Annotated in this window: 19 protein-coding genes; 10 read left to right on the plus strand and 9 right to left on the minus strand. The window is 56.5% G+C overall.

What is annotated here, in order from left to right:
- The first annotated feature begins 130 nt into the window (after positions 1–130).
- The 4 genes from glnH (at position 131) to ybiO (ending at position 4,739) form a co-directional block, all read left to right on the plus strand.
- Positions 131–877, plus strand: coding sequence for a glutamine ABC transporter substrate-binding protein GlnH (glnH, locus tag VH86_RS22595; protein WP_038647947.1), 747 nt, complete (start codon positions 131–133; stop codon positions 875–877).
- A gap of 86 nt (positions 878–963) precedes the next feature.
- Positions 964–1,623, plus strand: a complete 660-nt coding sequence (glnP, locus tag VH86_RS22600) for a glutamine ABC transporter permease GlnP (RefSeq protein ID WP_038647949.1) — start codon at positions 964–966, stop codon at positions 1,621–1,623.
- Positions 1,620–2,342 (plus strand): glutamine ABC transporter ATP-binding protein GlnQ, encoded by a 723-nt coding sequence (glnQ, locus tag VH86_RS22605; protein ID WP_038647952.1) that lies wholly within the window; start codon positions 1,620–1,622, stop codon positions 2,340–2,342. The genes glnP and glnQ overlap by 4 nt, the downstream gene beginning before the upstream one ends.
- A gap of 162 nt (positions 2,343–2,504) precedes the next feature.
- The gene (gene ybiO / locus VH86_RS22610; RefSeq protein WP_231647361.1) at positions 2,505–4,739 is read left to right on the plus strand and encodes a mechanosensitive channel protein; all 2,235 of its coding nucleotides are present in this window, start codon (positions 2,505–2,507) and stop codon (positions 4,737–4,739) included.
- Positions 4,740–4,996: 257 nt separating this feature from the next.
- Here ybiO and rlmF read toward each other — a convergent pair whose 3' ends face one another.
- On the minus strand, positions 4,997–5,923 hold the full coding sequence (gene rlmF, locus VH86_RS22615; protein ID WP_045834181.1) for a 23S rRNA (adenine(1618)-N(6))-methyltransferase RlmF: 927 nt from the start codon (positions 5,921–5,923) through the stop codon (positions 4,997–4,999).
- Positions 5,924–6,152: 229 nt separating this feature from the next.
- Between rlmF and VH86_RS22620 the strand changes: the two genes are divergently transcribed.
- On the plus strand, positions 6,153–6,782 hold the full coding sequence (locus tag VH86_RS22620) for a flavin reductase family protein (protein ID WP_045834182.1): 630 nt from the start codon (positions 6,153–6,155) through the stop codon (positions 6,780–6,782).
- 372 nt (positions 6,783–7,154) lie between these two features.
- On the opposite strand, the gene hutH (VH86_RS22625) is transcribed toward VH86_RS22620, so the two are convergent.
- The 5 genes from hutH (VH86_RS22625) to VH86_RS22645 are packed head-to-tail and all read right to left on the minus strand — an operon-like array spanning position 7,155 to position 11,761.
- Entirely contained in the window at positions 7,155–8,639 is a 1,485-nt protein-coding gene (gene hutH / locus VH86_RS22625; protein WP_045834183.1) for a histidine ammonia-lyase, read from the minus strand.
- Positions 8,636–9,436: an ABC transporter ATP-binding protein gene (locus VH86_RS22630; RefSeq protein ID WP_045834184.1), complete on the minus strand. Its 801-nt coding sequence runs from the start codon at positions 9,434–9,436 to the stop codon at positions 8,636–8,638. Before VH86_RS22630 ends, hutH (VH86_RS22625) begins: the two co-directional genes overlap by 4 nt.
- A gap of 1 nt (position 9,437) precedes the next feature.
- Positions 9,438–10,166, minus strand: coding sequence for an ABC transporter permease (locus VH86_RS22635; protein ID WP_045834185.1), 729 nt, complete (start codon positions 10,164–10,166; stop codon positions 9,438–9,440).
- 11 nt (positions 10,167–10,177) lie between these two features.
- Positions 10,178–10,897, minus strand: a complete 720-nt coding sequence (locus tag VH86_RS22640) for an ABC transporter permease (RefSeq protein ID WP_045834186.1) — start codon at positions 10,895–10,897, stop codon at positions 10,178–10,180.
- Positions 10,898–10,909: 12 nt separating this feature from the next.
- On the minus strand, positions 10,910–11,761 hold the full coding sequence (locus VH86_RS22645; RefSeq protein WP_038647969.1) for a transporter substrate-binding domain-containing protein: 852 nt from the start codon (positions 11,759–11,761) through the stop codon (positions 10,910–10,912).
- Positions 11,762–12,001: 240 nt separating this feature from the next.
- Between VH86_RS22645 and VH86_RS22650 the strand changes: the two genes are divergently transcribed.
- A complete protein-coding gene (locus tag VH86_RS22650) occupies positions 12,002–12,196 on the plus strand; it encodes a hypothetical protein (protein WP_045834187.1) in 195 nt (64 codons plus the stop codon).
- On the opposite strand, the gene hutG is transcribed toward VH86_RS22650, so the two are convergent.
- Together hutG and hutI are read right to left on the minus strand one after the other, a co-directional pair.
- A complete protein-coding gene (gene hutG, locus VH86_RS22655; RefSeq protein ID WP_045834188.1) occupies positions 12,193–12,984 on the minus strand; it encodes an N-formylglutamate deformylase in 792 nt (263 codons plus the stop codon). The two genes, VH86_RS22650 and hutG, sit on opposite strands and share 4 nt — an antisense overlap.
- A complete protein-coding gene (gene hutI, locus VH86_RS22660) occupies positions 12,981–14,198 on the minus strand; it encodes an imidazolonepropionase (RefSeq protein ID WP_045834189.1) in 1,218 nt (405 codons plus the stop codon). The genes hutG and hutI overlap by 4 nt, the downstream gene beginning before the upstream one ends.
- Before the next feature lie 85 nt (positions 14,199–14,283).
- Here hutI and VH86_RS22665 point away from each other — a divergent pair, with 85 nt between their 5' ends.
- Both VH86_RS22665 and VH86_RS22670 read left to right on the plus strand, forming a co-directional pair.
- Entirely contained in the window at positions 14,284–15,639 is a 1,356-nt protein-coding gene (locus tag VH86_RS22665) for a formimidoylglutamate deiminase (protein WP_045834190.1), read from the plus strand.
- Complete coding sequence (locus VH86_RS22670) at positions 15,636–16,175, plus strand: HutD family protein (protein ID WP_045816945.1); 540 nt, start codon at positions 15,636–15,638, stop codon at positions 16,173–16,175. Before VH86_RS22665 ends, VH86_RS22670 begins: the two co-directional genes overlap by 4 nt.
- On the opposite strand, the gene hutC is transcribed toward VH86_RS22670, so the two are convergent.
- A complete protein-coding gene (gene hutC, locus VH86_RS22675; protein ID WP_034820947.1) occupies positions 16,159–16,914 on the minus strand; it encodes a histidine utilization repressor in 756 nt (251 codons plus the stop codon). The genes VH86_RS22670 and hutC overlap by 17 nt on opposite strands.
- A gap of 319 nt (positions 16,915–17,233) precedes the next feature.
- Here hutC and hutH (VH86_RS22680) point away from each other — a divergent pair, with 319 nt between their 5' ends.
- Both hutH (VH86_RS22680) and hutU read left to right on the plus strand, forming a co-directional pair.
- Positions 17,234–18,787 carry a histidine ammonia-lyase gene (gene hutH, locus VH86_RS22680; protein ID WP_045834191.1) on the plus strand — a complete coding sequence of 518 codons (1,554 nt, stop codon included), beginning with the start codon at positions 17,234–17,236 and terminating at the stop codon, positions 18,785–18,787.
- Between the two features lie 10 nt (positions 18,788–18,797).
- The gene (gene hutU, locus VH86_RS22685; protein ID WP_045834192.1) at positions 18,798–20,483 is read left to right on the plus strand and encodes a urocanate hydratase; all 1,686 of its coding nucleotides are present in this window, start codon (positions 18,798–18,800) and stop codon (positions 20,481–20,483) included.
- The last annotated feature ends 93 nt before the right edge of the window (positions 20,484–20,576 follow it).

Genomic DNA, 20,576 nt, shown 5'->3' on the forward strand with positions numbered 1-20,576 from the left:
ACAGCAAAATCGCTTCAGCCAGGCCCTGCATCCTGCTGATTTCGACCAAAATGAAAAGTTGGCATAATTTTTTCATATGAATAGCCGTACATCAGGCCATCAGGTCTGAAGGGTAATAAGGAAAATAATGATGAAGTCTTTGATTAAAGTCTCCGTGGCCGCGCTGGCGCTGGCCTTCTCGCTTTCTTCCACTGCAGCAGATAAGAAACTGGTTGTTGCGACCGACACCGCATTCGTTCCTTTTGAATTCAAACAGGGTAACGAATATGTTGGTTTCGATATCGACCTGTGGGCCGCTATCGCCAAAGAACTGAAGCTGGATTACACCCTGAAGCCAATGGATTTCAGCGGTATCATCCCAGCACTGCAAACCAAAAACGTTGACGTGGCTCTGGCCGGTATCACCATTACCGACGAGCGCAAAAAAGCCATCGACTTCTCTGACGGCTATTACAAAAGTGGTCTGTTGGTGATGGTGCGTGAGAACGAAAACAACATCAAAGGCATCGACGATCTGAACGGCAAAGTGGTTGCGGTGAAGAGCGGTACCGGTTCTGTTGATTACGCAAAAGCGCACATCAAGTCTAAAGATCTGCGTCAGTTCCCGAACATCGACAACGCTTACATGGAGTTGGGCACCAACCGTGCTGACGCCGTGCTGCACGACACGCCAAACATCCTGTACTTCATCCACACCGCCGGTAAAGGTCGCTTCAAAGCGGTTGGCGAGTCTATCGAAGCTCAGCAGTATGGCATCGCCCTGCCAAAAGGCAGTGATGAGCTGCGTAATCAGATTAATGGCGCGCTGAAAACCCTGCGCGACAACGGCACGTACAATACAATTTATAAAAAATGGTTCGGCAGCGAGCCAAAATAATTCCGGCCTAAGCCGATTTTTTCCAGCAGGGAGCTTCGTCTCCCTGCTTTTTACATTTCCATTGCAACAGATTTTGGAGTTACACCATGGAGTTTGACTGGAGCGTCATTTGGCCAGCCCTGCCGATTTTGATCGAAGGCGCCAAAATGACCCTGATAATTTCCGTACTCGGCTTAATTGGCGGGTTAATCATTGGTTTAGTCGCCGGCTTCGCACGCGCGTACGGTGGATGGATCGCCAATAACATCGCACTGGTGTTCATCGAGCTGATTCGCGGTACGCCAATCGTGGTGCAGGTAATGTTTATTTACTTCGCCTTGCCGATGGCCTTCCCGGACCTACGTATCGATCCGTTTACCGCTGCCGTGGTCACCATCATGATTAACTCCGGTGCCTATATCGCGGAAATCACGCGTGGTGCCGTACTGTCGATCAATAAAGGCTTCCGTGAAGCAGGCCTGGCGCTGGGTCTTTCCCGTCGTGAAACCCTGCGTTACGTCATCATGCCGTTGGCACTGCGTCGTATGCTGCCACCGCTTGGTAACCAGTGGATCGTGAGTATCAAAGATACCTCGCTGTTTATCGTGATCGGCGTGGCGGAATTGACCCGTCAGGGTCAGGAAATCATCGCCGGAAACTTCCGCGCGCTGGAGATCTGGAGTGCCGTTGCGATTATCTATCTGGTAATTACGTTGGTGTTGAGCTTTGTACTGCGCCGTATTGAGAAGAAGGTGAAAATCCTGTGATTGAATTTAAAAACGTCTCTAAAAACTTCGGCCAGACCAAAGTCCTGCACGACATTAACCTGAAGATCAATCAGGGTGAAGTGGTGGTGATTATCGGGCCATCTGGCTCAGGTAAATCGACCCTGCTGCGCTGCATCAACAAGCTTGAAGAGATCACTACCGGTGACCTGATTGTTGATGGCATGAAAGTTAACGATCCTAAAGTCGATGAGCGTCTGATTCGCCAGGAAGCCGGTATGGTGTTCCAGCAGTTCCATCTGTTCCCACAGATGAGTGCGCTGGACAACGTGGCTTTCGGCCCAATTCGTGTGCGCGGTGCGAAGAAGGACGACGCACAGAAACTGGCACGTGAACTGTTAGGTAAAGTCGGCCTCGCCGAGCGTGCGCACCACTTCCCAGCCGAACTGTCTGGTGGTCAGCAGCAGCGTGTCGCCATCGCCCGTGCACTGGCGGTGAAGCCGAAAATGATGCTGTTTGATGAGCCAACCTCTGCACTCGATCCAGAACTGCGCCATGAAGTGCTCAAGGTGATGCAGGATCTGGCTGAAGAAGGCATGACGATGGTGATTGTGACGCACGAAGTGGGCTTCGCTCAGAAAGTGGCTTCGCGTCTGATCTTCATTGATAAAGGCACCATCGCTGAAGATGGCAATCCGGATGAGTTGATCACCAACCCACCGAGCGATCGTCTGCGTGAGTTCCTGCAGCACGTATCATAAATGACGAGGCGGCTGTAAAGCCGCCTCTTCTTCCGTAAAGAATTTTCCTTTCAGAATCTTCACCTTCCATCACTGACTATACTTTTTCTCTTGTGCCGTTGCGCGTTGCTCAAGGAGAAGGTCATGTCGTTTGCCCGCCCATCATGGTGCCTTACCATATGGATGCTGCTCTGTCTGTTCCTCGTTCCCACCGCAAACGCGGTCAATCTGCCGCAGGCCGCCGTCGCCGCTCAACAAACGTCAACGCCCGCTGCCAACACCACCGCTGAAGCAGAGCCAACGCTGGAAGATAAAAAAGCCGCTTATGCCGCGCTGGCGAATATTCTGGAGAATAACGATTCGCGTCAGGAATTGATCGATCAGCTGCGTCAGGCCGCCACCAGTAAAGCCAACAATGAACAACCCGTCCTGGCACCACCGCAGGCTGAGCAGGAAGATCCCACGGTACTGGAGAGCGTCACCAACGTCACACGCGAATACGGGGGCGCCGTCGCCTCGCAGTTTGTTCGTTTGCACGACAACATCGTTAACGCGCCGCACAAATCCTTTAATCAGCAAACCTTCTTCAATGCACTGAAGTATTTCGCCGGGCTCGCCGCTGCCGTTTTTGCTTTTTACTGGTTCACGCGGCTGTTGATGTATCCCGTGTGGCAGCGCATGGGCCGCTGGGGGCGCAATCATAATCTGGAGCGCACCAAGTGGCTGCATCTTCCTGCCACCATCCTCGTTGCCTTTCTTCTCGACTTAGTGCTGCTGGCGCTGACGCTGTTTGTCGGTCAGATCATCAGTGACAACTACCACAACAACAATCGCACCATTGCCTATCAGCAGGGGCTATTCCTCAATGCCTTTGCGTTGATTGAATTCTTCAAGGCGGTGTTGCGATTGATATTCTGCCCACGCTTCCCCACGCTGCGCTTCTTTCATCTTTCCGATGCACGTGCCGCATACTGGAACACGCGTCTCAGCTGGCTCAGCGGCACCATTGGTTATGGCTTACTGGTGGTGGTGCCGATCGTCGGCAATCAGGTCAATATGCAAATCGCTGCATTGGTGAATGTACTGATCATGTGCATTATGACCGGCTGGGCGCTGTGGTTGATTTTCCGCAATCGACGTAACATCCACGACGAACTATCGCGTTTGGCGGATCGCAGTATGAGTTTCTTTGCCTTGTTTATTCGCGCCTTTGCGATGGTGTGGCATTGGCTGGCGAGCGCCTACTTTATCGCGCTGTTCCTGTTCTCGATCTTCAATCCGGGTGACAGCCTGAAGTTTATGATGTCGGCCACGGTGCGCAGCATGGCGATTATTGTTATCGCCGCGCTGATTTCCGGCATGCTGACGCGCTGGATTGGCAAAACGCTGACGCTTTCGCCGGATCTGCGTCGCAACTATCCTGAGCTGCAGAAACGCGTCAATGACTGGGTGAAAGCACTGCTGAAACTGGCGCGCGTGATCACCGTGTTCGCCACGCTACTGCTGCTGCTCAATGCCTGGAATCTGTTTGATCTCTGGCACTGGCTTACCCTGGGAGCCGGACAGAAAATGGTGGATGTGCTGATTCGTATCGTGATGATTTTACTGCTTTCCGCCATCGGCTGGACACTGCTGGCTAGCCTGATCGAAAGCCGTCTGGCTTCGGATTCACACGGAAGGCCGATGCCCAGCGCACGTACGCGCACCTTACTGACGCTATTCCGTAACGCGCTGGCGGTGGTGATCAGCACCATCACCATTATGATTCTGCTGTCAGAAGTGGGCGTTAACATCGCGCCGCTGCTGGCGGGTGCCGGTGCGCTGGGGCTGGCAGTGTCATTCGGTTCGCAAACGCTGGTGAAGGATATTATCACCGGTATCTTTATTCAGTTTGAGAATGGCATGAATACCGGCGATCTGGTGACCATTGGCCCGATTACCGGCACGGTGGAGCGCATGTCGATTCGTTCCGTCGGCGTGCGACAGGATACCGGTGCCTATCACATCATTCCCTGGTCTTCGATTACCACTTTCGCCAACTTTGTGCGCGGTATTGGCTCGTTTGTCGCCAACTATGATGTAGACCGCAGTGAAGACACCGAGCGCGTGAATGCGACCTTGCAGGCGGCGGTGAAAGCGTTGCTGGAGAATCCGGATATTCGCGGCATGGTGATTGGCGAACCAAGTTTTTCCGGGCTGGTAGGCTTGACCAATCAATCCTTTACCGTGCGCGTCTCATTCACCACCCAACCGCTGAAGCAGTGGACAGTGCGTTTTGCGCTGGATGATAAGGTGAAGAAGCATTTTGATGCCGCAGGGATTAGAACGCCGCATCAGACGGTGGAAGTGATGCAGACGGGTAACGATGTGGCTTCGGCGGCTACGCTGGCAGCACTGCCGCCGCCCAATCCATCGTAGCATCACACAGGGACGGCACCGGGTTGTCAGATTCCGCGCCTGCATGACGGGGCCGGGACTCGCACCTGCCGCCAAACCGATGCCGATGGCGATCGCTAAATTCAGCGCGAGAACTGAAGTGGGACATTGCCAGGGCTCATTTCGATATGGACTGCAAACGCAAGGCGGTACAGCTTAGCGCAAGTGATCAAATGGGCGGGCCAGAGCCCGCCTTCACGTTTTACACCCAGAGAAATACGGCCTCCGCGCCCGTTGAATCAGCGCACGAGGCGTTTAGTGCGCGCAGCGGGCGGCAGGAAAGTCCAGGCGATAAAGCGGCTCTGTTTCTGCCCCTGTGCCATCTCAATGATTCGCACTTCCTCAACATCGAGATCGCGCAACTGATCGCGCAGCGCAGGAAGGTTCTCTTTACGCGAAACCAGTGAGGTAAACCAGACAATACGATCCGCGTAAGCCACACTCTCGTCGATCATCTTACCCACGAACTGACGTTCTCCGCCCTCGCACCACAGTTCCTTGTGCTGACCACCAAAGTTGAGTGGTGCATTTTTACCTAAGCCTAGATTACGCGTTTTACGCTGACCCACCATCGCCGCTTCCTGTGCCGACGCATGGAACGGTGGGTTACACAGCACCGCATGGTAGCGCTCATTTTTGTGCACCACACCGGCGAAAATGGCGGAATCGTCTTTCTGACGACGCAGGCGCACACCGCGTTGTAAGCCGGGATTGCTGGCGACAATCTGGTTAGCAGCAGTAATCGCTTCAGCCGTGATATCCGTACCGGTGAAACGCCAACCGTATTCCGCGTGGCCGATTAACGGATAGATGAGGTTGGCACCGCAACCGATATCCATAATATCGACATCGCGTGGCACTTTGCCGCCGTTGTCACTGGCCAGCAAATCAGCCAGCGCATGCACATAGTCAGCACGACCTGGTACGGGTGGTGTCAGGTAGCCTTCCGGTAACTGCCAGTTCAGGTTATAAAACAGTTTGATCAGCGCCTGATTGAGCAGCATCACCGCTTCGGGATCGGCAAAATCTACCGACAGCTCGCCGTAGCCATTTGGACGCACTTTCACCGCCAGCGGCGGATGGGCGGCGGTCAGAGCAGCAAAATCATAACGGCCCTGATGGCGATTACGGGAATGGAATGGCGAGGTGGCGGTTGGCTTGTTCATAGATTCTCCGGAAAGTAGCGCGGGCGTAAGATACGCTGGATGACGGCATCGCACAATCCGCTTACACGATTATCTGTATTGCATTTAAACCTAATATCCCCAAATTGAGTCCCAAATAATTCGTGCTACAGCCAGGCGGGCATTAAGGTCATCCCTTTCCCGATAACCGTGATTGGGATGCCATGACACCGTTGTGGTGCGAAGTTTATCAGACAAGCCAGGAGCGCTAATGCGACAACGTTATACTTATCAGCCACGAAGCGGGCATGGTTTACCACACGATCCGCTGAACGCTATTGTTGGTCCCCGCCCTATCGGCTGGGTGAGTTCGCTGAGCGCCAGTGGCCAGCGCAACCTGGCACCCTACAGTTTCTTCAACTGTTTTAACTATCATCCCCCCATCATCGGTTTCGCCAGCAGCGGCTGGAAAGACAGCGTACGCAATATCAGTGAGAGCAAAGAGTTTGTCTGGAATCTGGCCACTCGTCCGCTCGCCGAAGCGATGAATGAAAGTTCTGCTTCTGTGCCGCCTGAACAAGATGAGTTCGCACTCGCAGGATTGACACCAATCGCTGCCTCGCACGTCAACGTCAGCATGGTGGCAGAGAGCCCGGTGAATTTTGAGTGCCGTCTGACCCAGCTGATTCGTCTGCAGGATGTGCAAGGCACTGAACTGGAGAGTTGGCTGGTGTTGGGTGAAGTGGTGGCGATTCATATCGATGAGACGCTGCTGGAATATGGCATCTATCAGACCGCCAAGGCGCAACCTATTCTACGAGCCGGTGGCCCATCGGCGTATTACGGCATCAGCGAGGATTTGCGGTTTGATTTGGTGCGCCCGGATGCGCGCCGGGGTTAATTTTTTGCAGGCTGGCGGTTCCGGTTCAAATTCAGTTTGAAACATAGGTTAGGATTGCAGGCTGAAATGCGGTTGCCAAAAACAGCTCAAGTGTTAGTGGCCGTAGCATCTCTGATGCTGCAAGGGCTATCCACAGCGCTGAGGCTTTTACGTTGGGCCAGGAGATCCACGCAGGGATGCGTGGATCAGTTCGGGGCCGACCAGGGATGGTCGATCCCCGAACGATCCGTCGGCACGACGTGGAAGCCGAGGGCACCGCGTCAGCGGCGCGAGGACTGCCCGGCAGCAGCAGAGATGCTGCGGCCCGCACCCACACGCACCCAGCAGTTCAGCAGTTCAGCAGTTCAGCAGTTCAGCATCGCTTAACAGCACTCAGCAAACACCGTTTTTCATCACCTCAACTGCCCGGGCAATTTCCGGTGCCAGCCAGCGGTCTTCCTGCCAGTTCGCCACCACTGCCCGCAAACGGCGCAACGCCTGTTTCGTACCTTCCGCCAACTCCGCCTCGCCATGGAAATCGAGCGCCTGTGCCGCCAGCAAATACTCAATCGCCAGAATCTGCCATACGTTCCCCACCAGCTTCAGCAACTTAAGCGCGGCCCCGGTACCCAGGCTAAGATGATCCTCCTGCAAACCCGAGGTCACGTAATTATCCAGCACCGCCGGTTGTGCCAGCTGACGGTTCTCTGCGCACAACGATGCCGCCACATACTGGGCAATCATCATGCCGGAATTCACGCCCGGCTGCGCCACCAGAAAGGCCGGTAAACCACTGACCAGTGGATTCACTAAACGATCCAGGCGCCGCTCAGCAATACTGCCAACTTCTGCCATGGCAATGGCCAACACATCAGCCGCCATCGCCACCGATTCACCATGCGGATTGGCCTGCGACACCACACGCCAGTTATCCACGGTACCCAATACCAAAGGATTATCGGTACAGGCATTCAACTCGGTATTCACCTGTCGCGCGGCGTGATCAAACTGATCGCGGCTGGCACCGTGCACCTGCGGCATCGAGCGTAAACTCAACGCATCCTGCGTGCGCACGCCCACGCTTTTTGCCAGCAGCGGGCTGTCGCTCAGCAACTGACGCAAACGCAGGCCACTCACCTGCATGCCAGGACTGGCTTTCAGCGCAATCACTTCTGCATCAAATGCCACTAACTGGCCACGCAGCGCCTCAAAACTCATCGCGCCGGTCACGTCAGCCCAATCCAACAGCCGCGCCGCATCATCCAGTGCCAGGCAAGACAACCCGGTCATGCACGGCGTACCGTTCACCAGGCTCAACCCCTCTTTGGCACCGGGTCGATAAGGTGTTAACCCGGCCTGCGTCAGCGCTTGCCCGGCAGGCACGATCTGTTGCTGATACTCAACATCGCCCACGCCAATCAGCGCGAGCCCAATATGCGCCATATGGCTGAGGTAACCCACAGAACCTTGCGACGGCACCTGCGGCGTAATCTGATGATTCAGCAGCGCCAGCAAATGCTGCACCAGCGCCACCGACACGCCCGATTTACCGTGGCTGTAGTTCGCAATCGCCGCACACAGGATGGCGCGCACCTGTTCACGCGCCAGCAGTGGACCCACGCCACAAGCGTGACTCAACAGCGTATTGCGCGACAGTTGACTCAGTTGTTCCTCCGGCAAAGTGATATTGCACAGCGCACCCAACCCGGTATTGATGCCATAAGCGATATGACCGCTGGCCACAATCTGCTCGACGATCTCACGCCCCTGAGCAATACGCTGCCAGGCACTGGCGCTTAACGTCAGTTCGGCATTGTGCCGCGCCACCTGCACCACATCCTGCCAGGAAAGCGTTTCATCGTCCCACACTAACGTCATGCTGGTTGCTCCGTGTGATGGCTCTGATGGCTGGAGATAAACTGCTTAAAGCGCTGCGAGCCCTGTGCGCCAAACATCTCTTCCGGCGTCCCCTGACAATCAATGGTCCCCTGATGCATAAACACCACGCGGTTGGAAACATTACGCGCAAAGCCCATTTCGTGGGTCACCACCAGCATGGTGCGCCCCTCTTCCGCCAGGCTGCGCATCACTTTCAATACTTCGCCCACCAACTCCGGATCGAGCGCCGAAGTTGGCTCATCAAACAGCATCACTTCCGGATCCATCGCCAGTGCACGGGCAATAGCCACTCGCTGCTGCTGGCCGCCGGAAAGCTGCGCCGGGTAGAAATCTTTGCGGTTCAACAGGCCAACGCGATCCAGCAACTGCTCCGCCTGGGCAATGCAGCTTTTCTTATCGCGCTTCAGAACATGGTGCGGCCCTTCAATCACGTTTTGCAGCACCGTCATATGCGACCACAGGTTAAAACTCTGGAACACCATGCCCAGACGCGAGCGCAAACGCTCAATCTGTTTTGGGTTGGCCGCCAGCTGATGGCCACGCGCATGGCGCTTCATCTCAATCGTTTCACCACCGACGCTCACCACGCCAGCATCCGGCGTTTCCAGCAGATTGATGCAGCGCAATAAGGTACTTTTACCCGAGCCGCTGGCACCGAGAATCGAGATGACATCGCCCTGGTGCGCCTGCAGCGAAATGCCTTTCAGTACTTCCATCGCGCCAAAGGATTTATGAATATCGGTGGCGCTTAAGGTTACGGGGGACGTGGATTGCATATCACTCTCCGGCAAGCGGTTTAACGACGGGTAACGGCTTTTTTTCAACGCGATGCACCGGGGTTAAACGGCGTTCTAACAACGCGTAAAGCTGGACGATAATGAAGTTCAGAATCAGATAAATGGCGGCGGCGCAGATAAACACTTCCATGGTGCGATAAGTACGCTGAATGATCTGCTGCGCCACACCAGTGACATCCCATACGGTGACCAGACTGGCCAGCGCCGTGGACTTCACCAGCAAAATCGCTTCGGTGGAATAAGCCGGCAGTGCATAACGCAGCATGATGGGCGCGATGATGCGACGCAGTAGCAGCCAGCGCGACATGCCGCAGGCCAGCCCGGCTTCAACCTGGCCGGGCGGCACCGCCAGCAAAGCACCACGTAAGATCTCCGCAGTATAAGCCGCCGTACACAGCGACAGTGCCAGCACGGCGCAGGTAAACGGCTCGCGCAGGAATGGCCAGACAAAGCTATGGCGGATCACCCCAAACTGGCCCAATCCGTAATAGATCAAGAACAGTTGAATCAGCAGCGGTGAGCCGCGAAACACCAGAATGTAGCCGCGCGCAAAGCCGCTCAGCACCCGCCAGCGACTCATGCGCAGTGTCAGAATCCCGATGGCGAGAATGCCACCACAGAGAAATGCACTGATAAACAGCCCCAGCGTTACCGGCAACGCTGCGCTTAGCTTGAGGAAAGTGTCAGTCAGAAAGGCGAAGTCAATCATACTGCTGCTCCTTAGTGCTGTGCCGCAGTGCGACTTTGCCATGCGCGTCCGAGGCGGGATTCTGCCCGACGGAATGCATGATTAGACAGCAGCGTCAGCACCAGATAGCAGCCACCGCCAATCAGATAGAAGGTGAAGTAATCGCGCGTGGAACCCGCCGCCACCTGGCTGGCGCGCATCAGCTCAACGATGCCAGTCACCGACACCAGCGCCGAATCTTTCAGGCTCATCTGCCAGACATTCGACATGCCCGGCAGCGCATAGCGCACAATCTGCGGCAGCAAAATACGCTGTACGATGCGCCAGCGCGGCATGCCAATCGCCACCGCGGCTTCCACTTCGCCTTTCGCCAGCGCCAGACGTGCCGCACGATACACTTCACCCTGATAGGATCCCGAGATGAGCCCGATTGCCAGTGCACCAATCAGGAACGGTGGCGCTTCGATAAAGCCATCCGCACCGAACATCTGCCCAACGAGGGTAATCAGGCCCGATCCGCCAAAATAGAACAGGTAGATCACCAGCAGTTCCGGGATGCCGCGAAACACCGTGGAATAGGCTTCACCCAACCAGCGAACCCAGCGCTGTGGCGACAGTTTCGCTGCCGCCACGCCGGAACCGACCACTGCGCCAATCATCAGCGCCGCCAGCGACAGCAGCAGCGTGGTGAAGGCAGCCCCCAAAATCAGGCGGCCCCAGCCATCAGCACCAAAACTCAGCAGGCTCATCATCTTTCACCTCACTTACGGGGTTACGTCAGTTTTAAACCACTTCTCACTCAGCTTTTTCACGGTGCCATCGGCCAGTGCGCCTTTAATGGCCTCGTCGAGTTTGGCCTTCAGATCGTTGTCAGCCATGCGCACGCCCATCGCCTCGCCCTCACCCCAGATCGGGCCACCCAACTGCGGGCCACTGAAGGTCAGGTTGCTGTTCTCTTTGCGCGCCAGCATCGATTGGGCGAAGGTCACATCGTCGAATACCGCATCAATACGCCCCGCCTGAAGATCGAGAATCGCATCTGCTGAGGAAGTGTATTCACGCACGTCAGCGACATCTTTGAAGTACTTATCAATAAATGGCGTGTAAACCGTGCCGGACGCGATGCCGATGGTTTTGCCTTTTAACGCCGCTTTCAGAGGGGCAATCGCCGTGTTGATCTCCTTCTCATCATCATGCAGCTTGATGATGTTGTGATCGGCAGGCATCAGCGGGCTGTCTTTGGTGGTAATAAAGGTGGCCGGTGTGGACGCGTAAGGCACGGTGAAATTGACCACTTTTTTGCGGTCCGGCGTAATGACAATCGCATCCATGATCACGTCATATTTGCCAGCATTCAGTCCGGCGATCATGCCGTCCCAGTTTTGCACCACCAGCTTGCACTGGATGCCCATGCGCTTACACAGGTCTTCCATCAGTTCAGGTTCAAAGCCACCTAACTTGCCGCCCGGCAGCGTCAGGTTCCAGGGTTCATAACTGCCTTCGGTAGCGATGGTGATCGATTTCCACTCTTTCGCCTGCACAGCCATCCCGCTGATCATCAGGCTGGCAAACAGGGTCGTGAGGCAAAAACGGCGAATCGGGGCGCGGTGCGTCATGCGGCTTCTCCTGGTCATTAATCGAATTGACTGTCTCTGTTGGCTGATACAGCGCAGATGACATTTCATGTATATACAAGTTAGCTTGCGGCAGATCATTGTCGGCATAAGCTTTTTGTGAGCCAGCCAGAATAAAAAGTGATAATTACCACGTGGTCTTTACTTGTACATACAACCTAGCAAGCGGTGTGCCAGATCGGCAAAAGCGGTAGAATCAGGGAATGGTTAAGGTGTGGACGTATGGGTGCACATTTTTGGGGCGCGATTGCACTGTTATGGGGATATCAGGGTTTAGATGGAAGCGAGATGGGTATGGCGCGTGATATGAGTTTGCACTGCAACACCCATCAAAAACTGCCACCCTTCGAAGGTGGCAGCCTGATGCAAATTAGCCCTGGCAAGCATGACGTCTTGCCCTACGACTCAGGCGATTAACGCGGCTTTCCGGCCTGTAAAAACGCCTGCATCATTGGTTTTAACACTTTCTGCAGCTGCGCGGCGCGATCCTGCTGCCAGGCAAACGGCGGGGTTTCATCCATATAATTCAGCTGCGCCAGTTCGAGCTGTACGGCCTGTACACCCTGCTGCGGCTGACCGTAGGCACGCGTGATATAGCCGCCTTTGAAACGTCCGTTGACGACCCAGCTGTAATCGCTTTGCGCGGCACAGACATCCTTGATCGCTTCGATCACCGCGCCAGAGCAACTCTCACCGCTGTTGGTGCCAATATTGATATCCGGCAACTGACCATCAAACAAGCGCGGAATCACTGAGGCAATGGAGTGGGCGTCAAACAGCAGCGCATAATCGTGTTCCGCTTTCAGTCGCGCCAGCTCTTGCTGGATCTGCTGGTGATACGGCTGCCAGATATTATCGAGATAACCCTGACGCGCGGCGGCACTGGGCGTTTTCCCCTCAGCGAAGGTCGGCGTACCATCAAATAACGTCTCAGGATACAGCCCTGTCGTCGCGGTGGTGTACAGCGGCTGGTTATCCGGCGGACGATTCAGGTCGATGACAAAACGTGAGTAGTGGCCAATCAGCACGCTGGCCCCCAGATCACGCACAAAATCGTACAACAGCGGAATGTGCCAGTCGGTATCCGGCAGGCCGCGTGCCGCGTCGCTCAATCCGGCGTCCACTTCAGGCGTTAACTGGGTACCCGCATGCGGGATGCTGACCAGCAGCGGCAGCTTACCGGCGGTGAAATGAAAAGGTGTCATTGCGCTTCTCCACGATAGATAACCTGGCACGGCAACTCGCCGCCCAACCAGTAAACCAGTTCTGCCGGACGCGCCAGCGGCCAGTGTACAAAGTTCGCCACTTTGCCGACCTCCAGCGAACCGTGCGAATGCTGTAATCCCAGCGCTTTCGCCCCCCACAGTGTCACACCCGCCAGCGCTTCTTCCGGCGTCATCCCAAATAGCGTGCAGCCCATATTGAGCATCAGACGCAGCGACAACGCCGGGGAAGTACCGGGATTGGCATCGCTGGCCAGCGCCATTGGCACGCCGTGCTTGCGGAACAGTTCCACCGGTGGGCGTTGGGTCTCACGCAGCAGATAGAATGCGCCCGGCAGCAACACCGCGACAGTACCGTGTTGCGCCATCGCTTGCGCATCAGCTTCAGTGGCGTATTCAAGATGATCGGCTGACAAGGCGCCGTATTCAGCCGCCAGCGTGGCGCCGCCCAGCGCAGAAAGCTGCTCGGCGTGCAATTTAACCGGCATCCCCAGCGCTTTGGCTTTTTCAAACACCGCGCTGACCTGGTCAGGGGAGAAGGCCAGATGTTCGCAGAAGGCATCGACCGCATCCGCCAGACCTTCCGCCTTCACCTGCGGTAACAGGCGATTGCAGATGATATCGATCCAGCCCTGTGGATTTTCCTTAAATTCCGGTGGGAAACCGTGCGCGGCCAGACAGGTCGCCAGCACATCGGCGGGTACCGTTTCTGCCAGCTCGCGGATGGCGCGCAGCATGGTCAGCTCGCTGGTTTCATCGAGGCCATAACCCGATTTAATCTCCACAGTAGTGACGCCTTCTGCCAGCAATCGATCCAGACGCCAGCGCGCGCTTGCCACCAACTCCTGCTGCGATGCCGCACGCGTAGCACGCACCGTGGAGAGAATACCGCCGCCCTGCGCCGCAATCTCAGCATAGCTGACGCCGTTCAGACGTTGCTCAAACTCCTGGCTACGGTCGCCGCCAAACACCAGATGCGTATGGCAATCGACCAGACCCGGCGTGATGATGCCACCGTCAAATTGCTGCTGCGAACACGGAGCAAAATTTGGCAGTTCGCTGCGCGGCCCTACCCAAATCAGCTCACCGTTATCCACCGCCAGCGCACCGTCGGCAATCAGGTTATAGTGCCCGTCTCGCATGGTGACGATATCGGCCCCCAGCCACAGGCTGTCGATCTGCTTCGCTTCTGCCATCCCACTCCCCTTCACGTCTGACGATTTACAGTGCGTCTCAAAGTATGTATATGTATATACAACTTTCCGCCCTTAAGGATCAACCATGGCCATTTTTTTTGCCCCACGCGCGCTGCTGGCCGACGGCTGGCATGAAGACGTATTGATTACCACTGACGCATCCGGGCAGATCGCTTCACTCACCCCCAGCAGCACGCCAGGCAACGCCATCCGCCTTGCTGGCCCGGTTATTCCTGCCATCGCCAACCTGCACTCACACGCCTTCCAGCGTGCCATGGCCGGGCTGGCAGAAGTGGCGGGCGATCCGCAGGACAGTTTCTGGACGTGGCGCGATCTGATGTATCGCATGGTGCAGCGCCTGTCGCCGGAGCAGGTCGGCGATATCGCCACCCATCTCTACATCGACATGCTAAAAGGCGGCTACAGCCAGGTGGCGGAATTCCACTACTTGCATCACGATGCGCAGGGCAAACCCTATGCCGATGACGCGATGCTGCTCAACCTGATGGCCGCCGCCGAGACCGCTGGTATTGGTCAGACGTTGCTGCCGGTGCTTTACAGCTACAGCGGATTTGGATCGCAACCCGCCAACGATGGCCAGCGCCGTTTCATCCAGCAGACTGATGCTTATCTGCAACAACAGCAACGCGCAGCGCAATGGAGCGCCAATAAACCGCTGCTTAATCATGGCATCTGTTTCCACTCGCTGCGCGCGGTGCATGAAACCCAGATGCGTGAAGTGCTGGCTGCCAGCGCTGCTGATGTGCCGGTGCATATCCATGTGGCGGAGCAGGAAAAAGAGGTGAATGACAGTCTGGCGTGGAGCGGTGAACGTCCGGTGGCCTGGCTCTACAATCGCTTCGAGGTGGATCAGCGCTGGTGCCTGATTCATGCCACCCATCTGGACGACAGCGAAATCCAGCGCATGGCCGCCAGCGGTGCGATTGCCGGTCTCTGTCCAACCACCGAAGCCAATCTTGGCGACGGCATCTTCCCGGCGGTGGAATACATCGCACGCGGTGGGCGCTGGGGCATTGGATCGGACAGCCATGTGTCGCTCAGTGCGCTGGAAGAACTGCGCTGGCTGGAGTACGGTCAGCGCCTGCGCGATCGCCGTCGCAATCGTATCACCCTGCCCCACCAGCCTTCAGTGGGCGATCTGCTGTGGCAGCAGGCGGCACAAGGCGGTGCGCAAGCGTGCGCGATCAACACAGGTGAACTGGCCGTGGGTAAACGCGCCGACTGGCTGGTGCTGGAAAACGATGCCTTCCTGGGCAGCGTGAGTTCAGCGTCACTTCTTAACCGCTGGCTGTTTGGCGGTAGCCAAAGCCAGATCCGCGATGTGTTTGTCGCCGGTAATCAGGTCATCAGCGAGGGCCATCATCAGGCAGAAGAAGCTGCTGCTGCACGCTTTGCCGAGGCGATGAGGGCGCTGCAATGAGAACACGCTTTGACTACAGCCAGCTGCCCGTGAGCCGCTGGCGCAACGGCGGCGGCGAAACGCGTGAAATCGTCAGCTTTCCGCCCGGTGAGGCAGAGTTTGGCTGGCGCGCCAGTATTGCCACCATCGATGCCGACGGACCTTTCTCGCCGTTCCCCGGTATCGATCGTGTGATTACGCTGCTGAATGGCGACAGCGTGGTACTTCGCAGTGATAGCGTCGAGCACGCGTTGTTGCCGCATCAGCCGTGGGCATTTCCCGGTGAATGGTCGATCGACGCGCAGATCAGTGGCAGCTGTCAGGATTTCAATATCATGACCCGCCGTGACAGTTGGCAGGCTCAGGTGGAAGTTGTGCAACACGCTGTTGTCAGCGAACACGGTGTCGCGTGGGTGCTATCGGGTGAATGGCAGAGTGCGGACGGCGAAAGCGTCACGGTTAATCAGGGGATGTGGTGGCTGGATGAAGAGACGCAGCTGGCACCGCGAACCTCGGATGCCAGCCTGCTGTTTGTGGCGCTTAGCCGTGTCCTCTGAAACGCCCCAGTAACTTATAGCGCGAGCCGGGATAGAGCAGGCGCGCGTAAGTCACAATCTTGTTGTCGCTCCAGGTCTGACGGCGAATCAGCAAGCAAGGCTCATGCTCATCCAGCGCTAGATGTTTACGCTGGCGCAGATCGGGCAGGACCGCTTCCACAATATGCTCACCGGCAGTCAACGGCGCCACGCGCATCAAATAGGTGTAGGGCGTCAGTTGATGATAATCCTGACTGAGGTAATCCGGTGCCACCAGCGGATTGACTAAGCGATCTTCCAATTGCACTGGCATATCGTTTTCGTAATGCACAATCAACGAATGATACAGCGTCTGTCCGGTGGACAAGCCCAACACAGCGGCTTGTTCTGGATCGGCCTTCATCTGCCCAATCGACAAAATTTTGCAGCTGTGGCGATGACCGCGCTGAGCAATCTCATCGGCGATGTTATGCACTTCCAGCATCGCGGTGTAGCCCTTCATCTCCGCGACAAAGGTGCCGACGCCTTGCATACGCACCAAAAAACCTTCGCTGGTAAGTTCACGCAGCGCACGGTTAATGGTCATGCGGCTCACGCCCAGCTCGTTAACCAGCTCACTTTCGGACGGTACGCGCTGATTCGCTTTCCAGTGACCTTCACGGATCTGGCTGACGATCGCCTGTTTCACGCGCTGATAAATCGGTGCTGGCTCATCGCCCATCGCTGCGGCCAGCTGCGCTATTGCCGTTTGCTCCGCCATATCCTGTTCCTTTTCCGAATAATGCCCAAAGTTTACTGTCTCAGTACGTAAATGTATATACATCCAATTGTGCAGACAGCGCGTCAACAGTGCAGCGTTCTCCCTGTTTCGGTGCAATGCGGCTGCGGCTGGATGACACATACCGCATTGCGGCGCATTTCACAGAATCCAATCAATCTGGCACAGCCCTTGCTACTTGTATAGACAAGATTAGACACTTATGCTTCACTCAGCTCATTCAATGGTGCTACCCCTTGCCAGATCGTCAACTCAGGGCGTGCAGGTAGCACCCGATCACTTGTATAGACAGGAGTAGACTATGTCAGGTTCGGTTCAGGAAATTCGCCTCGTTCCCGGTGAAGTGGACCTCGCGACCTTGCGGGCGATTTATCAAAGCAAGGTGACGCTTACGTTAGCGGATGACGCTCGTGCGGCCATCGATCGCGCGAATGAAACCGTCGATGCCATCGTGGCATCAGGCAAAGTGGTGTACGGCATCAATACCGGCTTCGGCAAACTGGCCCAGACACAGATTCCTTCTGAACGTCTGGCAGAGTTGCAGCGCAATCTGGTGCTGTCGCATAGCGTGGGGTTGGGTAACTTACTGCCGGATAACGTCACGCGCTTAGTGGTCGCCACCAAAATCATCAGCCTGGCACGCGGTCACTCCGGCGTGCGTATCCAGTTAATCGAAGCCCTGCTGGCGCTGTTTAATGCCGGTGTCATGCCGTGTATCCCGGAAAAAGGTTCGGTAGGTGCATCGGGCGATTTGGCCCCGCTGGCCCATCTGTCTTTGATGTTGCTGGGCGAAGGCCAGGTGCGCGTCGACGGAGAACTGATTCCTGCTACGGAAGGGCTGGCACGCGTTGGCCTGCAGCCGATTGTGCTGGGACCGAAAGAAGGTTTGGCACTGCTGAATGGCACTCAGGTCTCTAACGCGCTGGCACTGCGCGGCTTGTTTGAAGCCGAAAACCTGTTTGCCGCAGGCCTGATGGCGGGTGCATTGTCGCTGGAAGCGATCAAAGGCTCAGTAAAACCTTTCGATGCGCGTATTCATCAGGCGCGTGGTCAGCACGGGCAAATCGCGGTGGCCGCTGCGGTTTCTTCCTTATTGGAAGGCAGTGAAATCCTCAGCTCACATACGAATTGTGGTCGCGTGCAGGATCCCTACTCGATTCGCTGCGTACCGCAGGTCATGGGCGCGTGCTTAGACAATCTCAGCCATGCGGCGCGCGTACTGCAAATTGAAGCCAATGCGGCCTCCGATAATCCGCTGGTGTTCAGTGAAAGTGGTGATGTGATTTCAGGCGGTAACTTCCACGCTGAACCGGTGGCGTTTGCCGCCGATATCATCGCGCTGGCGATTGCCGAAATTGGAGCGATTTCCGAGCGCCGTATGGCACTGTTGCTGGATACCGGTCTCTCTGGCCTGCCGCCATTCCTGGTGCGCGATGGTGGAGTGAACTCTGGCTTTATGATTGCTCAGGTCACCGCTGCCGCACTGGCTTCTGAAAACAAATCGCTGGCGCATCCGGGCAGTGTAGATAGCCTGCCAACTTCCGCTAACCAGGAAGATCACGTATCGATGGCCACCTACGCCGCGCGTCGCCTCGGTGATATGTGCTTCAACACCGCTGCCGTGGTCGGCATTGAAGCCATGGCTGCGGCACAGGGCATCGACTTCCACCGCCCATTGCAAAGCTCGACTGCACTGGAACAAGAGATAGGGCGCATCCGCGAACACGTCGCCTTCCTCGATCAAGACCGTTTAATGGCGCCGGATATTGAATCCATGCGCCTGTGGGCCAGCCGTCACGCCTGGCCTGAATCCCTTACTGCGCTGCTGCCAAGCCAGCGTTCACCTTCCCTTTAAGGAATTGATGATGAGCGAAACTTTATCTCAGGCTGTTGCCCGCGAAATCCGTGCGCCGCGCGGTAATGAACTGCATTGTGCGAATTGGTTGATTGAAGCGGCTTACCGCATGATCCAGAACAACCTCGATCCTGATGTGGCTGAGCGCCCGGAAGATCTGGTGGTATACGGCGGTATCGGTAAAGCGGCACGCAACTGGGAGTGCTTTGAGCAGATTCTACGTTCACTGCGTGCGTTAAAGCCCGAAGAAACCTTGCTGATCCAGTCAGGCAAACCGGTGGGTGTGTTCCGTACCCATGCCGATGCACCACGCGTCTTGCTGGCTAACTCCAACCTGGTGCCGCACTGGGCTAACTGGGATCATTTCCACGAACTGGATAAAGCCGGCCTGATGATGTACGGCCAGATGACCGCCGGTTCCTGGATCTACATTGGTGCGCAAGGCATCGTGCAGGGCACCTTTGAAACCTTCGCCGAAGCGGGTCGCCAGCATTATGACAGCGATTTGAGCGGCCGCTGGATCCTGACAGCAGGCCTGGGCGGCATGGGCGGCGCGCAACCGCTGGCTGGCGTGCTGGCCGGTGCCAGCGTGTTAGCCATTGAGTGCCAGGAATCACGTATCGATTTCCGTCTGCGCACCCGTTACGTCGACCACAAAGCTTATACCCTAGACGAAGCGCTGGATCTGATTGAGAAAGCCACCAAAGCCAAACAGGCGATTTCTGTTGGTCTGCTGGGCAACGCCGCCGAAATCGTGCCGGAGTTGGTGAAGCGTGCCAAAGCGGGCGGCATGAAACCCGATATCGTCACCGATCAGACTTCAGCACACGATCCGATCAATGGCTATCTGCCAGTGGGTTGGGATCTGGATCGCTGGCAGGCCGAGCGCGTCAGCAATCCTAAAGCTGTTGAGAAAGCGGCACGTGCGTCGATGGCGGTGCATGTGCAGGCGATGCTCGACTTCCATCATATGGGCGTGCCGACCGTGGATTACGGTAACAACATTCGTCAGGTGGCGCTGGATGAAGGGGTGAAAAACGCCTTTGATTTCCCAGGCTTCGTGCCCGCCTATATTCGCCCACTGTTCTGTGAAGGCAAAGGTCCCTTCCGCTGGGTGGCGCTGTCAGGCGATCCGGAAGACATCTACAAAACTGACGCCAAGCTGAAAGAACTGTTCCCGGAACACAAGAACCTGCATCGCTGGCTCGACATGGCGCAGGAACGTATTGCCTTCCAGGGGCTACCAGCGCGCATCTGCTGGTTGGGTCTGGGCGAGCGCCATAAAGCCGCGCTGGCATTCAACGAAATGGTGCGCAACGGTGAGCTGAAAGCGCCTATCGTCATCGGCCGTGACCACCTCGACTGTGGTTCCGTGGCGTCACCCAACCGTGAAACCGAAGCGATGAAAGACGGTTCGGATGCGGTGTCTGACTGGCCGCTGCTGAATGCCCTGCTGAACACCGCAGGCGGCGCGACCTGGGTGAGCCTGCATCACGGCGGCGGCGTTGGCATGGGCTTCTCGCAGCACTCCGGCGTGGTGATTGTCTGCGACGGCACCGCCGAAGCGGATGCGCGTCTCGGCCGCGTGCTGTGGAACGATCCGGCGACGGGCGTGATGCGTCACGCGGACGCGGGCTATGAACTGGCGCAGAGCTGCGCGAAAGAGCATGGCTTGAATCTGCCGATGCAGAAGTAATTTGTCGTGATAACTGAAGTCGCCCTTCACCGGGCGGCTTTTTTCTCTCCTCTTAGTTCAGCCGCCAAACTTTCTCTCTACTCTCTACTCTCT

Source organism: Pantoea sp. BL1, from assembly GCF_000963985.1.
Taxonomy (GTDB): domain Bacteria; phylum Pseudomonadota; class Gammaproteobacteria; order Enterobacterales; family Enterobacteriaceae; genus Pantoea; species Pantoea rwandensis_B.